Below are 13,031 nucleotides of genomic sequence, written 5' to 3' on the forward strand. Positions count from 1 at the left end.
CGTGGGGTAGGCAAGGCCGGCTTCAACGGGCTTGCCGTGTGTCATCTCCAACAGGCGGACGGTTTTGCTGCGAACAATGCTGGCGTATGTCCCAAGGGGCGGAAAGGCGCTTTTTGTTGCCCCCGGTGGACACGTCGATGCACCACTCCCAACCGGTGTTTCCGGCCAGGCGTTGCACCCGCCGGCAAATTCGACACGACTCGCCTATGAAAAGGTCGGATATGGCAATTGCCAATCGACAGGTTAGTGGTGCACCATATGCACCACCGTGCACCACTCTTCGTTACACCCAAGTTCCGAAGCCTATGGCATATGGATGTGTACACGGCATTCCGATTTTGGTTTTCCTTTGGGGGACGGGATTGCGCAGAGGGAAATCGTTAGCAGATGAACCGGAAGGTGCTCAGAAACGCGGACGTTTACCGCCGTTATCCATGGTGCGCGCCTTCGAGGCGGTCAGCCGGCTGGGCTCAATGCGCAGGGCCGCAGACGATCTCAATCTCAGCCATACCGTCATATCCCGCCACGTCCGTAACCTCGAAGCCTGGCTTGGCACGCGGCTTGTCGATGCCGGACCGCGCGGCATCAGGCTGACGGCGGAAGGCAGGGTTTTTGCCGAGACCGTGGGAACGGCTTTCGACCTCATTGCCAAATCGACGGCGGAATTGCGCCCAGCAGTCAACCGCACTGTCTTGCGCATCTGGTGCGTGCCCGGCCTCGCAACGCGTTGGCTGACACCGCGCTTCAATCAGCTCCAGCTTGCCTTGCCCGGGATCGATTTCGTGATGCGCGCGACCGATCTCGAACCGGATTTCACGCGCTATGAGGCCGATGTCGACATCCGCTACTCGGAGGAGCCAAGAGGGAATGTCCGTTGGATCCTGCTGGAAAGGCCTCGCATGTTTCCGGTCACAAGCCCCGAATGGATCAGCAGGAATGCGCCAATACGCACCCTCGACGATCTGGTGCGCCAACCGTTGATCCACGAGGAAAGCCGCGATCAATGGCGGCAATGGTTTCGCAAGGCTGGCTTCGAGCATGAAGTAATTTTGAATGGTCCACGGCTGTGGTCGGCCAATCTGACGGTCGACGCGGCTGTCGCAGGCCAAGGAATAGCCCTTGCCACGCGTTTGATCGCTGCAGACGACCTGCGTGCCGGGCGGCTCGTCGAATTGCTCGGAACGGATGTCCGGCTTGGAGGCTATTACTTCGTCGGATCGCGAGAGCGCTGGAATGAGGTGACATTGGCGCGTTTCCGCGCATGGATGCAACAGTCAATCGGTGAAACCATGGGCGGTCACGCCTCTGATGAAACCAGCCGGCCGGGGTGAAAGAGCAATCCAGCAAAAGTGTGCAGCGATTTTGCCAGGCAAAGCGTGAAACGCTTTTGCCGGGAATTGCGTGAAAACAAAAGAGATAGAGCAATTCCGTGATTAGAAGAAAAACGGAATCGCTCCAGGAGAGGGCCGGACACGCTTTGAAGATAGGGGCGCAGCTCAATTTCACAGCCTCAAGCTTGCCAGTCGCAGCGTCTCGCGAACAAACGTGGTCTTTCCGCCGGTGTAAAGGCCCCAATCGCCGTCTGCCTCCGCGGCCAGCCTACGTTTCAGATCGGCATAGGCTTTGGCTCGCTCCGGGTGATCCCTGAGATAATCGCGAAACAGAATGCGCTCTCGATGTGCGCGATTATCGGGTCCGCAAAGATAGAGCTTGAAGCCATAACCTTCACAATCGCGCGTGAAGGCCCATCGTTGTTCACCGGTATCGCCGTGGAAGACGAAATTCGCAGCGCGCACGGCCTCGATCGCCACCAGCAGGACGTCGTCGGATATCACGACGGCATCGAGGTCGATCTTCGGCTTGGCCGCCAGGCCGGGCACGGACGTACTGCCGATATGATCGGTGGAAAGCACGAGGTCGCCGAGCAGGATGGACACCTCGGCGCTGATTTCGGCAAAGAGCCGCGGCCAGGAAGGATCGTAGTCGACCACTCTGATGGCGCGCATGCCCTGCCTCTCCCGTCAGTGCGTCTCCGCCAGCAATCCCTCGAGGATCGCGATCATCTTCTGCTTGGCCTCTTCGAGCGAGCCGCTATTGTCGAGTTCCGTCACGTCATATTCGCCGCGCACCGTCAGCGGTCCGCGGGCGAGCCGGGCCATGATATCCTCATGCGTCTCGCGTCCGCGCGCCTCCAGCCGGCCGACGAGCACTTCGGGGCGGGCGGTGACGTTGATGACCTTCAGCCGCGGGAAGGCGGCCTGGAAACGGTGAAGCGCCGAGCGCGAGCCGTTGGCGACGACGACATGGCCTCTGGACAGCGCCACCGAAACCTCGGCGGGAATTCCATATTTCAGGCCGTGCGCCTCCCACCAGACGGCAAAGGAGCCTGATTGCTCCATGGCGGCGAAGCCTTCGAGGGAGATGGACAGATGATCCTCGCCGCCGGCGTCACGGTGACGGGTGATGACGCGGCGGGTGAAATGAACGTCGGTGCGGCCGGTGAAATGCCGGGCGGCAAGGTTCATCAGGGTATCCTTGCCGGCGCCGCTCGGCCCGACGACGACGACCATGATGCCGCGCTCGGCTCCGGCTCCGGGATGGGGTTCGTGCGGCATCATGCGACACGGCGTCCTTGGCGCCAGACGGAGCGTGTCACCGGCACGCCATGCGCGCGGTGGACGCGGACGAGATCGGCGCGCAGTCCCGTCGCGATCCGGCCGCGATCGTCGAGGCTGACGGTGCGGGCGGGCGTCGACGTCACCATGGCGATCGCCCTCGGCAGGCTGATGCTCTCCACCTCGTCGGCGAGGATGAAAGGCGCGTGCAGCAGGCTGAGCGGCACGTAGTCGGAGGAAAGCACGTCGAGCACGCCCATTTCGGCAAGATCGCGGGCGGCAATGTTGCCGGAGTGGGATTTGCCGCGCACGATGTTCGGCGCCCCCATCAGCACGCTCATGCCATGTCCGTGCGATGCCCGGGCGGCATCGAAGCTGGTCGGAAATTCGGCCAGGCGCACGCCGTTGTCGATCGCCTCGTCGACATGGGAGAGTGTGGCGTCGTCATGGCTTGCCACGGTGATGCCGCGCTCGGCGCAGACCTTGGCGATGGCGTTGCGGTGCGGCGTCGAATTGCGGGCCGACTCTGCCTGGCGCTTGGCGACAAAACGGGCGAAGGCCTCGTCGCTCAGGCCGCGCTTCTTCTGGTAGTAGAAGATATATTGGTCCATCGTCTGGAACTGACGCTGGCCGGGCGCATGATCCATCAGCGAAACGAGCCGCACATGCCGGTCGTTTTCGAAATCGGCGAAATGTTCGAGCACATTGTCGGCCGAGACCTCGCAGCGCAGGTGGAGCAGGTGCTCGGCGCGCAGCCTGCCCTCCTTCTCCGCCGACTGGATGGCATCGGCCATCTCACGCATCTCGCCATGTTCGAAGCCGCCGTCCTCATCCGCACCCATGCGCAGGCAGTCGAACACCGTGGTGATGCCCGAGGTGACGATCTGGGCGTCGTGCGCCTGGACTGCGGCGGTCTTGTTCCAGCGTATGCCGGGACGCGGCTGATAATGGCCTTCGAGATGATCGGTGTGCAGCTCGACGAGGCCGGGAATGACATAGTCGCCTTCGAAATCTTCGCCGGCTACCGAGCTGCCCTCGGAGATGTCGGCGATCTTGCCGTCGCGAATGAGGATCGATCCTGAGAGGATGTCATCCTCGAGAACGATGCGGGCATTGGAAAACACGGTCTCTTTGCTCATCTCGTCAGGTCTTTCAGCGTTTGGCGCCGGCAAGCGGCAGCCAGGAATGAACTTTGAACGGGGCACCGCGCGTCTCCTCGGTGAAGACGGCAAGGCCGGAAATCGGAAGCGGACGGCCGGTGAAATCGGCAAAACGCTCGGTCAGAATCGCTTTCATCACCGCGGCGCGCGCTTCGGGCACCTGGCCGGTCAGCGTCATGTGAAAGCCGAAATCCTCCATGACGTAGGGATAACCCCAGCGCTGCAGATGGGCGCGCTGGCTGTCGCTGAGCTTATCCGGGTTGCGCCGCGCCATATCGGCCTCGGAAAGCGCGGCACGGAACGGTTCGAACGACCTTACCACCTTCGCGGCGAAATCCTGAAGAGGTTGATGAAGAGAACCGGGAACGAGGGCAAAAAAACGGCCGAGCTGGCCGAGCACGAGTTCCGGAATCTCGAAGGCTGGCGTGCGCTGGGCAAAATCCTCGGCAACCCCCAGGAGATCCTTCTCGGTGACGGAGGCAGCGAGCGAAAACGGCGCCTTGATCGTGGCGTGAAAGCCGTAGCGGCGCGGGTCGGCGGTCAGCTCGAACTGCTCTGCCGCACCCAGTTGCTCATGGTCCGGTGCCGGATAGGTCTCGCCGGTGAAAGCGTCGCGGCCGAGCCAGAGCGAGGCCGCGCCGGTCAGGGGATGATCCTTCGGCGGCGAGAAATAGAGAGCGTAGCGCAAGGCTTTTATCCTGGGGATCTTCGAAACGGGGGAGCGCAATGTGCAGTGATTTGGCGGCGAACCGCAAGCAGGCTCCGGCTAAAAGATTTCCGTGACAGAATGATGATGGCGGCAGCGCCGCCACCGCCTTTGATGGGTGGATCAGTGGGTTTTCGTGCCCATCAGCTGGTGGCGCAGCGCGTTCGAGGCTGTGTCGAAAAGGAAGACGACGATCAGGATCAGGATGACCATATAGGCGACATTTTCCCAGTTGGCGTTGGTGCGCATGGCCTCCCAGAGTTTGAGGCCGATGCCGCCGGCGCCGACAGCGCCGATGATGGTCGCACCGCGCACGTTCGATTCCCACTGGTAGAGCGTCTGGCTGACGATGACGGGAACGATCTGCGGCATAATGCCGTAACGATGAACGAGCACCGTCTGAGCACCTGTCGATTTGATGCCCTCCCGCGGCTTGTTGTCGATATTCTCCAATCCTTCGGAATAGAGCTTGCCGAGCGTGCCGGTCTCGGTGAGGAAAATCGCGCCGCTGCCGGCAAGCGGGCCGGGGCCGAAAGCGCGCGTCAGGAACAACGCCCAGATCAGCATGTCGACCGAGCGCAGGAAATCGAAGAAGCGTTTCAGGATCTGGTTCAGCAGCCGGTTCGGCGTGATGTTGCGTGCTGCCATGAAGGCGAGCGGAAAGGCGGCGAGAGAGCCGAGCAGCGTTCCGAGGAACGCCATGACGATCGTCTGGAAAAGTTTGGTCCAGACGTCGCCGTGCTGCCATTCGCTGTTGTTCCAGATATCGTCGAAGGCGAGCGACAGGTTGGACTGGTCGGGCTTGATGCGCGGGCCGGAGACGATGAGGCTGACGACCTCGCCGACCGGCTTGTCGAAGAAGGAGGATTGTGTGTCGAAGATGAAATTCGCCCAGCCGATGAAACGCTTGCGGATCTTCACCCGGTCGACGGATATGCTGACATTGCCGGCAAAGCCGAGATCGGCGAGCACGTTGTCGTCATAAACCGTCATCCAGCCGGGCACCGGCCCGACGACTTTCGGCGCACCGCTGGAAAGCTCGACCGGGACGCTGACGCCGTGGGCGGTGACGATCGTCTCGCTCTTCGAGACGGAGATGCTGCGGCTGGTGCCGTTGATCGAAACGCTGATGCTGCCGTCGGGATTGTTGACCAGCCAATCCGGATGCGGATTGTCGCCGAGCGGCGAGAAACGCGGATAACGCACCTCGATCGAGCCGTCGTCCTGGATGCGGAGTTCCGGCTGGACGTCGTAGCTCACCCATTGGCTGAGATAGATGCCGACGCGCTCCCAATGCGCTTCGGCAAAGAGCTTGGGCAGGTCGAAGAACCAGACGGCGTAGAGGCCGTAGAGCAGCGTCGCCATAAGGATCATCAGCCCACCGAAACGCTGGCGGAACGAGCGATGGAAATATTCCGGATAGCGGGTCTCTATCTCGTGCATGCGGTTTGCGTCGATCACCGTCATGGCGGCCTCAATGTTGCAGGAGGAAGGCGTGCTCGCCGACAAGGCGGCGGCGCAGCCAGGCGGAGAACTGGTCGACGGCAACGATCGTCACGAACAGCAGGAGGACGAGCGCCATCGTCTTGGCGCCGAATCCCCGCGAGATCGAAAGCTTCAGCTCCTCGCCGATGCCGCCGCCACCGACGGCGCCGATGATGGTCGAGGCGCGCACGTTGATCTCCAGGCGTAAGAGCGCGTAGGAGGTGAAATTCGGCAGCACCTGCGGCAGGGCGGCGAAGCGCACGCGCTCCCACCAGTTGGCGCCGACGGCTTTCATGCCCTCATCGGGCTTCATGTCGATATTCTCGGCCACTTCGTAGAAAAGTTTGCCGAGCGCCCCGACCGTGTGCAGGCTGATGGCAATGATGGCGGCGACCGGTCCGATCGACAGGATCGCCGAAAACAACCCGGCAATGACGATCTCGGGGAAGGCGCGCAGGAACTCCATCAGCCGCTTGGAGAAGATGCGCAGCACCCATGAATTCGTCAGGTTGCGGGCGGCAAAGAAGCTCAAGGGAACGGCGAAGACGAAACCGATGATCGTCGAGATCAGCGCCACGTTGATGGTGACGATCATCAGCTCGAAATATTCGGGAATGTAGAAAGTGCCCCAGACGTAGACGCGGCCCCTGTCGAAATTGAATTCCTCGCCGCCCTTGTCGTTGACGCTCGCAATGTCGAACAGCGCCCGCCAGACGTCGTTCCAATCCTTGGGGATGAGCCAGCTCAGAAAGTCGAAGAGATGCGGTAGGCGGTCGAAGAAATGGCCGGCATTGCTCTCGTCGGCGAAGCGGACGGAGCTTGCGAAAGCCGCAATCAGAATGACCAGGCCGAGGATGGTGTAGAAGCGACGTTTGGCGACCATCCGATCCCAGGCGGTGCCGATCTCCTTGGTGCTCTGCATGTGCGGCTGTGCATCGGCAATAGTCATCAACGCCTCGTCCGGTTACAGGGCGGCCGTTTCCGGCCGCCCGCATTCAAAGATCCGATCAGCCGCCGATGGCAGCTTTGCGGACTTCAACGACAGCGTTGTAGAAGTCGTGCTTGACGGGCGAGTAGCCCTGGTAGTCGCCGCCTTCGATAGCCGCGAAGCACTTGTGATCCTTTGCCGGCAGAGCCGTGAAGAAGGCTGCAAGCTTCGTCTGCCACTCCTGACCGAGAGCGTTGCGAACGACGAGCGGGCCGTTCGGGATCAGCGGCGAACGCCAGACTTCGACCAGCTTGTTCGGATCGACGGCGCCCTTGTCGACTTCCTTGCGGAAGGTGCCGGAGGTGTAGCCGTCCTTGAAATCGCCAATGCCCGACGAGTCGTCGACGGCGATGTCGACCTTGCCGTCATAGGCGGCGAGCAGGTTGTTCTCATGGCCGCCGTTGAACTGGGTCGAGGCGAAGAACTTGTCGTTCGGCATGCCGGTGTCCTTCGGGATCTGCGTCAGCGGAACGAGGTAGCCCGAGGTGGAATCCGGGTCGGCATAGCCGAGCTTCTTGCCCTTGGCGTCCTTGATGGACTTGATGCCGGAGGACTTCAGCGCGAGGCCGATCGAATAGTAGCCCGTCGAGCCGTCCTTCTGCTGCGTCGTCAGGATCGGCGTGACAGCCTTCGGATCCTTGATGTAGACGGCGGCATAGCCGGAGGCGCCGAGTTCGGCGAAGTCGAGCGTGCCGCCGAGCAGGCCCTGGATCACGCCGTCATAATCGGCGGCCGGGAAGAGCGAAACCTTCTCGAAGCCGAATTCCTGCTTCAGGTGGTCGGCAAGGCAGGCATAGTTGCGCAGGCGGTCGGTTTCGTTTTCGCCGCCGAGGATGCCGATGCGGAATTCCTTGAGGTCGGCAGCATGAGCAGCGCCGGCGAGCGCGAAGAGCGCCGTTGCTGCAAAGAGTGCTTTCTTCAACATATGTCTCTCCTATTGACCGGTGTCCCCGGTCTTCCCGTTACGAAGAAGTGTGCCCTTGACGCGGGCGCTCGATCGCGGCCGCCTCTCTCAGAGACCGGCCAGCGCCAGCGGTTGGGTGCCGGCGGATTGATTGTCTGCCCGCTCGGGGGCGATATTGATGGATGTCGAGGTCACCGTTTCGTCGATGCCGGCGCCGTCCTTGTCCGTCCCGTAGATTTCCTTCACCGCCTCGGCGGTGAGCTCCGAGGGCTTGCCGTCGAAGACGACGCGGCCGCCGGCCATGCCGACGATGCGCTCACAATAGCTGCGGGCGGTATCGAGCGTGTGGAGATTGGTGATGACGGTGATGCCTTCGCGCTCGTTGATATCGCGCAGCGCATCCATGACGATCTTGGCGTTCAGCGGATCGAGCGAGGCGATCGGCTCGTCGGCGAGAACCATCTTCGGGTTCTGCATCAGCGCCCGGGCGATTGCCACGCGCTGCTGCTGGCCGCCGGAAAGCGTGCCGGCTGCCTGCAGCGCCGTCTGCTCGATGCCGAGGCGTTCGAGCGCGGCGATGGCATGCACACGTTCCTCACGGGTGAAGATGTTGAGCAGGCTCATCAGCGTCGAGCGGTGGTTGAGGCGGCCGAGCATGACGTTGGTCAGAACGTCGAGGCGCGGCACCAGGTTGAACTGCTGGAAGATCATCGCGCAGTCGCGCTGCCAGTTGCGCAGCGCCCGGCCGCGAAGCGCGGAGACCGCGACGCCGGCGAAATGAATGGAGCCGGAGCTCGGTTCCTGAAGGCGGTTGATCATGCGCAGCAGCGTCGACTTGCCGGCGCCGGAGCGGCCGATGATGCCGACCATCTGGCCCTGGGGAATGGCGAGCGTGACGGAATCGACGGCGAGCTTTTTTCCGAAACGACGTGTGACATTCTTCAGCTCGAACATCATGCTCTTCCCTTGCGATCCAGGCCTTGGTCAGCATCGCATTAGTCCCGCTTGATGAACCTCGCGTGTCACATTTGTGTAAGTCCTGTCACAATTCTCCGCCCCTATATCGGGGGTTTAGCCGCCGTAGCGGGACAGGAAATCTTCCGCGCTCAGGTTGCGAAAATCGGCTAGCGCCAGGCGCAGCCGATCGTGCTCCCAGTCCCACCATGCAAGCCTGTCCATCCGTTCGCCGATCTCTTTCGGAAAGCGCTCGCGAATGAGCTTGGCCGGCACGCCACCGACGATCGTGTAGGGCGCGACGTCTTTCGACACGACGGCGCCGGCGCCGATGACCGCACCGTTGCCGACGGTCACACCCGGCAGGATGGTCGCACCGTGGCCGATCCAGACGTCGTGGCCGATCGTCACCCGGTTTGCGCGGCGCCAGGCGAAGAAGTCGGTCTCCATGTCGCCGTCCGGCCAATAGTCGACGGCGCGATAGGTGAAATGATGCAGCGTCGCCCGCCAGGTCGGATGGTTGGTGGCGTTGATGCGCACGGCGGCGGCAATATTGACGAACTTGCCGATCGTCGCGCACCAGACGGAGCCGTCCTGCATGATGTAGGAATAATCGCCGAACGTAGCCTCGCTGATGCGGCACCGTTCGGAGACCTCCGTATACCGCCCGAAGGTGGAATCGCTGACGGATGCCGTCTCATGAAAGTAGGGTTCGATACCAAGCTTGCGGCTCATGCGGCGATCTTTCTCGGTGAGAACTGCTGGACGTCGAGGATCCGGTCGGCGACCGCCTCGCGCACTTCCTCGTCGTGGAAGATGCCGAGAAGGGCGACACCCGCCTTCTTCTTTTCCGCGATCATGCCAACGACGACGGCACGGTTCCTGGCATCGAGCGAGGCTGTCGGTTCGTCGAGAAGCAGGATCGTGTGTTCGGTGATGAAGCCGCGGGCGATGTTGACGCGCTGCTGCTCGCCGCCGGAGAAGGTGGCGGGCGGAAGCTGCCAGAGGGCTTCCGGCAGGTTGAGCCTGGCCAGCAGAGCGCCGGCCTTTTCCCGTGCCGTGCCGGCGTCCTCGCCGCGCGCCACCAGCGGCTCGGCAACCACGTCGATCGCCGCGACGCGCGGCACGGTGCGCAGGAACTGGCTGACATAGCCGAGCGTATGGCGCCGCACCTTGAGCACGGTGCGCGGATCGGTGGCGGCGAGATCGACGATGCGGCCGTCGTGGCGGATGAGAATCTGGCCGGTGTCGACGGCATAATTGCCGTAGATCATCTTGAGCAGCGAGCTCTTGCCGATACCCGACGGGCCGCCGAGCACGACGCATTCGCCAGACGCGACCGAGAAGGCGACATCGGAGACGACGGGCAGCCTGATGCCGTCGCGCAGATGCATGGTGAAGCTCTTCGAGACTTCGGAAACGACGAGGGGCGTTGCCATTTTTCTTCTTCCTTGGATTCGGAGCTCAGACCTGCAGGATCGAGGAGACGAGCAACTGCGTATAGGGTTCGCGCGGATCATCGAGCACGCGGTCGGTGAGCCCGTGTTCGATGACGTAGCCGTCCTTCATCACCATCATCCGGTGCGACAACAGGCGGGCGACGGCGAGATCATGGGTGACGATGATGGCCGAGAGACCGAGATCGTTGACGAGGCCGCGCACGAGATCGAGCAGGCGCGCCTGCACCGAGACGTCGAGGCCGCCCGTCGGTTCGTCCATGAAGACGAGGCGGGGGCCGGTGACGAGGTTGCGGGCGATCTGCAGTCGCTGGCGCATGCCGCCGGAAAAAGCGCGTGGCTGGTCGTCGATGCGATCGGCGTCGATCTCGACGCGCTCGAGCCAGTCGATCGCCGAGGCGCGGATCTTGCCATAGTGGCGGTCGCCGATCGCCATCAGCCGCTCGCCGACATTGGCGCCGGCCGAGACCGTCATGCGCAGGCCGTCGGCCGGATTCTGGTGCACGAAGCCCCAGTCGGTCCGCATCAGGAAGCGCCGCTCGGCCTCGTTCATCCGGTAGAGATCACGGTAGCTGCCGTCGCGCATGTGATACTCGACGCTGCCGGTGCTCGGCAGCAGCCGGGTGGAGAGGCAGTTGAGCAGCGTCGTCTTGCCGGAGCCGGACTCGCCGACGATGGCGAGCACTTCGCCGGGCCAGAGCTCGAAGGAGACGTCGCGGCAGCCGATGCGGTTGCCGTAGAATTTCGAAACGTCATGGACTTTGAGAAGCGGAATATCGCTCATTCTGCAGCCTCCCGGGCCAGCATCTCGCCGGCATGTCCCTGCGCCCGGCGGTCTTCGCAATGATCGGTGTCGGAGCAGACGAACATGCGCCCGCCCTTGTCGTCGAGAACCACTTCGTCGAGATAGACATCCTCGGCGCCGCAAAGGGCGCAGGGCTTGTCGAAGCGCTGGATATCGAAGGGATAATCCTCGAAATCCAGGCTGACGACGTCGGTATAGGGCGGAACCGCATAGATGCGCTTCTCGCGCCCGGCGCCGAAGAGCTGCAGCGCATCCGACATGTGCATCTTCGGATTGTCGAATTTCGGCGTCGGCGAGGGATCCATGACATAGCGGCCGTGGACCTTCACCGGATAGGCGTAAGTGCGCGAGATCCGGCCATTATGGGCGATGTCCTCATAGAGTTTCACATGCATGAGCCCGTATTCTTCGAGCGCGTGCATCTTGCGGGTTTCGGTCTCGCGCGGTTCGAGGAAACGCAGCGGCTCGGGGATCGGCACCTGGTAGACCAGCACCTGCCCGGCAGCGAGCTTTTCTTCCGGAATGCGGTGGCGCGTCTGGATGATCGTCGCATCCTTGGTATGGGTCGTCACCGCGACATTGGCGACCTTCTGGAAGAAGGCGCGGATGGACACGGCGTTGGTCGTGTCGTCGGCACCCTGGTCGATGACCTTCAGCACGTCATCCGGTCCGATGATCGAGGCCGTCACCTGCACGCCGCCGGTGCCCCAGCCATAGGGCATCGGCATTTCGCGCGAGGCGAAGGGCACCTGATAGCCGGGAATGGCGATCGCCTTCAGGATGGCGCGGCGGATCATCCGCTTGGTCTGTTCGTCGAGATAGGCGAAGTTGTAGCTGGCCAGATCGCTCATTCGGCGGCTTCCTTCATGTCTTCGCCGCCGTTGCGGGCGGCTTCGAATTCGCGGCGCATGCGGCGGACGAGATCGAGTTCAGCCTGGAAGTCCACATAATGCGGAAGCTTCAGATGCTCGACGAAGCCCGTCGCCTGGACGTTGTCGGAATGCGAAATGACGAATTCCTCGTCTTGGGCCGGCGCGGTGATATCCTCGCCGAGCTCTTCGGCGCGCAGCGCCCGGTCGACCAGCGACATCGCCATCGCCTTGCGTTCGCTCTGGCCGAAGACCAGGCCGTAGCCGCGGGTGAATTGCGGCGGCGCCTTGGCCGAACCCTTGAACTGGTTGACCATCTGGCATTCGGTGACCTGGATTACGCCAAGCGAGACGGCGAAACCGAGTTCCGGCACGTCGAATTCCACCTCGACATCGCCGATGCGGATTTCGCCGGTGAAGGGGTGGTTGCGGCCATAGCCGCGCTGGGTGGAATAACCGAGCGCCAGCAAGAAGCCCTCGTCGCCGCGGGCAAGCGCCTGCAGGCGCAGATCGCGGGTCATCGGGAATTCCATCGGCTCGCGGGTCAGGTCGCCGATTTCGTGATCTTCGGGCATGTCGCCATCGGCTTCGATCAGCCCCTCCTCACCGAGGATTTCGGAGACGCGCATGACGCGGCCGGTCTCGGCTGGGCGCAGCGCGGGCTCTTCGATCGCCTCGTCCGAAAGCAGCGAGGGATCGAGCAGGCGGTGGGTATAGTCGAAGGTCGGCCCGAGAAGCTGGCCGCCCGGCAGATCCTTGTAGGTCGCCGAAATGCGGCGCTCGATCATCATATCAGCCGTCTCGAGCGGCTTGGAATAGCCGAAACGCGGCAGCGTCGTGCGGTAGGCGCGCAGCAGGAAGATCGCTTCGATCATATCGCCGCGCGATTGGCGCACGGCGAGCGCTGCGAGCGTGCGGTCGAAAAGCGAGGCCTCGGCCATGACACGGTCGACGGCGAGCGCCAGCTGCGCCACGATCTGGTCGATGCCGACCGCCGGCAGCGAACGGTCGCCGCGGCGGCGGTCGGCGAGCAGCCGGTGGGCATTGGCGATGGCGGCCTCGCCACCCTTGACGGCAACATACATGAG

General features: G+C 62.8%; 14 protein-coding genes. 1 reads left to right on the forward strand and 13 read right to left on the reverse strand.

The window, feature by feature from the left end; genetic code table 11:
- The first annotated feature begins 221 nt into the window (after positions 1-221).
- The gene (locus FHX10_RS18585) at positions 222-1,331 is read left to right on the forward strand and encodes a LysR substrate-binding domain-containing protein (RefSeq protein WP_244604852.1); all 1,110 of its coding nucleotides are present in this window, start codon (positions 222-224) and stop codon (positions 1,329-1,331) included.
- Between the two features lie 171 nt (positions 1,332-1,502).
- On the opposite strand, the gene FHX10_RS18590 is transcribed toward FHX10_RS18585, so the two are convergent.
- The 13 genes from FHX10_RS18590 to FHX10_RS18650 form a co-directional block, all read right to left on the reverse strand.
- Positions 1,503-2,006: a GrpB family protein gene (locus FHX10_RS18590; RefSeq protein ID WP_063473525.1), complete on the reverse strand. Its 504-nt coding sequence runs from the start codon at positions 2,004-2,006 to the stop codon at positions 1,503-1,505.
- A gap of 15 nt (positions 2,007-2,021) precedes the next feature.
- Positions 2,022-2,615 (reverse strand): phosphonate metabolism protein/1,5-bisphosphokinase (PRPP-forming) PhnN, encoded by a 594-nt coding sequence (gene phnN / locus FHX10_RS18595; RefSeq protein ID WP_174824512.1) that lies wholly within the window; start codon positions 2,613-2,615, stop codon positions 2,022-2,024.
- Complete coding sequence (locus FHX10_RS18600) at positions 2,615-3,754, reverse strand: alpha-D-ribose 1-methylphosphonate 5-triphosphate diphosphatase (RefSeq protein WP_047617404.1); 1,140 nt, start codon at positions 3,752-3,754, stop codon at positions 2,615-2,617. Before FHX10_RS18600 ends, phnN begins: the two co-directional genes overlap by 1 nt.
- A 13-nt stretch (positions 3,755-3,767) precedes the next feature.
- The gene (locus tag FHX10_RS18605; RefSeq protein WP_028756292.1) at positions 3,768-4,463 is read right to left on the reverse strand and encodes a DUF1045 domain-containing protein; all 696 of its coding nucleotides are present in this window, start codon (positions 4,461-4,463) and stop codon (positions 3,768-3,770) included.
- A 141-nt stretch (positions 4,464-4,604) separates the two neighbouring features.
- Positions 4,605-5,948 (reverse strand): phosphonate ABC transporter, permease protein PhnE, encoded by a 1,344-nt coding sequence (phnE, locus tag FHX10_RS18610; RefSeq protein ID WP_063473524.1) that lies wholly within the window; start codon positions 5,946-5,948, stop codon positions 4,605-4,607.
- A 7-nt stretch (positions 5,949-5,955) separates the two neighbouring features.
- Entirely contained in the window at positions 5,956-6,915 is a 960-nt protein-coding gene (gene phnE, locus FHX10_RS18615; RefSeq protein ID WP_063473523.1) for a phosphonate ABC transporter, permease protein PhnE, read from the reverse strand.
- Between the two features lie 58 nt (positions 6,916-6,973).
- Complete coding sequence (gene phnD / locus FHX10_RS18620) at positions 6,974-7,879, reverse strand: phosphonate ABC transporter substrate-binding protein (protein ID WP_097595811.1); 906 nt, start codon at positions 7,877-7,879, stop codon at positions 6,974-6,976.
- An 87-nt stretch (positions 7,880-7,966) separates the two neighbouring features.
- Complete coding sequence (phnC, locus tag FHX10_RS18625; protein ID WP_063473521.1) at positions 7,967-8,812, reverse strand: phosphonate ABC transporter ATP-binding protein; 846 nt, start codon at positions 8,810-8,812, stop codon at positions 7,967-7,969.
- Positions 8,813-8,929: 117 nt separating this feature from the next.
- Positions 8,930-9,547 carry a DapH/DapD/GlmU-related protein gene (locus FHX10_RS18630; RefSeq protein ID WP_183844875.1) on the reverse strand — a complete coding sequence of 206 codons (618 nt, stop codon included), beginning with the start codon at positions 9,545-9,547 and terminating at the stop codon, positions 8,930-8,932.
- The gene (gene phnL / locus FHX10_RS18635) at positions 9,544-10,251 is read right to left on the reverse strand and encodes a phosphonate C-P lyase system protein PhnL (RefSeq protein ID WP_028756930.1); all 708 of its coding nucleotides are present in this window, start codon (positions 10,249-10,251) and stop codon (positions 9,544-9,546) included. Before phnL ends, FHX10_RS18630 begins: the two co-directional genes overlap by 4 nt.
- Before the next feature lie 25 nt (positions 10,252-10,276).
- Complete coding sequence (gene phnK / locus FHX10_RS18640; protein ID WP_028756929.1) at positions 10,277-11,053, reverse strand: phosphonate C-P lyase system protein PhnK; 777 nt, start codon at positions 11,051-11,053, stop codon at positions 10,277-10,279.
- A complete protein-coding gene (locus FHX10_RS18645; RefSeq protein WP_028758164.1) occupies positions 11,050-11,925 on the reverse strand; it encodes an alpha-D-ribose 1-methylphosphonate 5-phosphate C-P-lyase PhnJ in 876 nt (291 codons plus the stop codon). The genes phnK and FHX10_RS18645 overlap by 4 nt, the downstream gene beginning before the upstream one ends.
- Positions 11,922-13,028: a carbon-phosphorus lyase complex subunit PhnI gene (locus FHX10_RS18650; protein WP_183844876.1), complete on the reverse strand. Its 1,107-nt coding sequence runs from the start codon at positions 13,026-13,028 to the stop codon at positions 11,922-11,924. Before FHX10_RS18650 ends, FHX10_RS18645 begins: the two co-directional genes overlap by 4 nt.
- Positions 13,029-13,031 lie beyond the last annotated feature (3 nt).

Source organism: Rhizobium sp. BK591, from assembly GCF_014195045.1.
Taxonomy (GTDB): domain Bacteria; phylum Pseudomonadota; class Alphaproteobacteria; order Rhizobiales; family Rhizobiaceae; genus Rhizobium; species Rhizobium anhuiense.

Excerpts from the sequence above, each read along its gene's own strand:
- FHX10_RS18590 (WP_063473525.1), bottom strand. The coding sequence starts at position 2,006 with ATGCGCGCCATCAGAGTGGTCGACTACGATCCTTCCTGGCCGCGGCTC.
- phnL (WP_028756930.1), bottom strand. The coding sequence starts at position 10,251 with ATGGCAACGCCCCTCGTCGTTTCCGAAGTCTCGAAGAGCTTCACCATG.
- FHX10_RS18650 (WP_183844876.1), bottom strand. The coding sequence starts at position 13,028 with ATGTATGTTGCCGTCAAGGGTGGCGAGGCCGCCATCGCCAATGCCCAC.
- phnN (WP_174824512.1), bottom strand. The coding sequence starts at position 2,615 with ATGCCGCACGAACCCCATCCCGGAGCCGGAGCCGAGCGCGGCATCATG.
- phnE (WP_063473523.1), bottom strand. The coding sequence starts at position 6,915 with ATGACTATTGCCGATGCACAGCCGCACATGCAGAGCACCAAGGAGATC.
- FHX10_RS18600 (WP_047617404.1), bottom strand. The coding sequence starts at position 3,754 with ATGAGCAAAGAGACCGTGTTTTCCAATGCCCGCATCGTTCTCGAGGAT.
- phnD (WP_097595811.1), bottom strand. The coding sequence starts at position 7,879 with ATGTTGAAGAAAGCACTCTTTGCAGCAACGGCGCTCTTCGCGCTCGCC.
- FHX10_RS18630 (WP_183844875.1), bottom strand. The coding sequence starts at position 9,547 with ATGAGCCGCAAGCTTGGTATCGAACCCTACTTTCATGAGACGGCATCC.
- FHX10_RS18585 (WP_244604852.1), top strand. The coding sequence starts at position 222 with ATGGCAATTGCCAATCGACAGGTTAGTGGTGCACCATATGCACCACCG.
- phnK (WP_028756929.1), bottom strand. The coding sequence starts at position 11,053 with ATGAGCGATATTCCGCTTCTCAAAGTCCATGACGTTTCGAAATTCTAC.
- phnE (WP_063473524.1), bottom strand. The coding sequence starts at position 5,948 with ATGACGGTGATCGACGCAAACCGCATGCACGAGATAGAGACCCGCTAT.
- phnC (WP_063473521.1), bottom strand. The coding sequence starts at position 8,812 with ATGTTCGAGCTGAAGAATGTCACACGTCGTTTCGGAAAAAAGCTCGCC.
- FHX10_RS18645 (WP_028758164.1), bottom strand. The coding sequence starts at position 11,925 with ATGAGCGATCTGGCCAGCTACAACTTCGCCTATCTCGACGAACAGACC.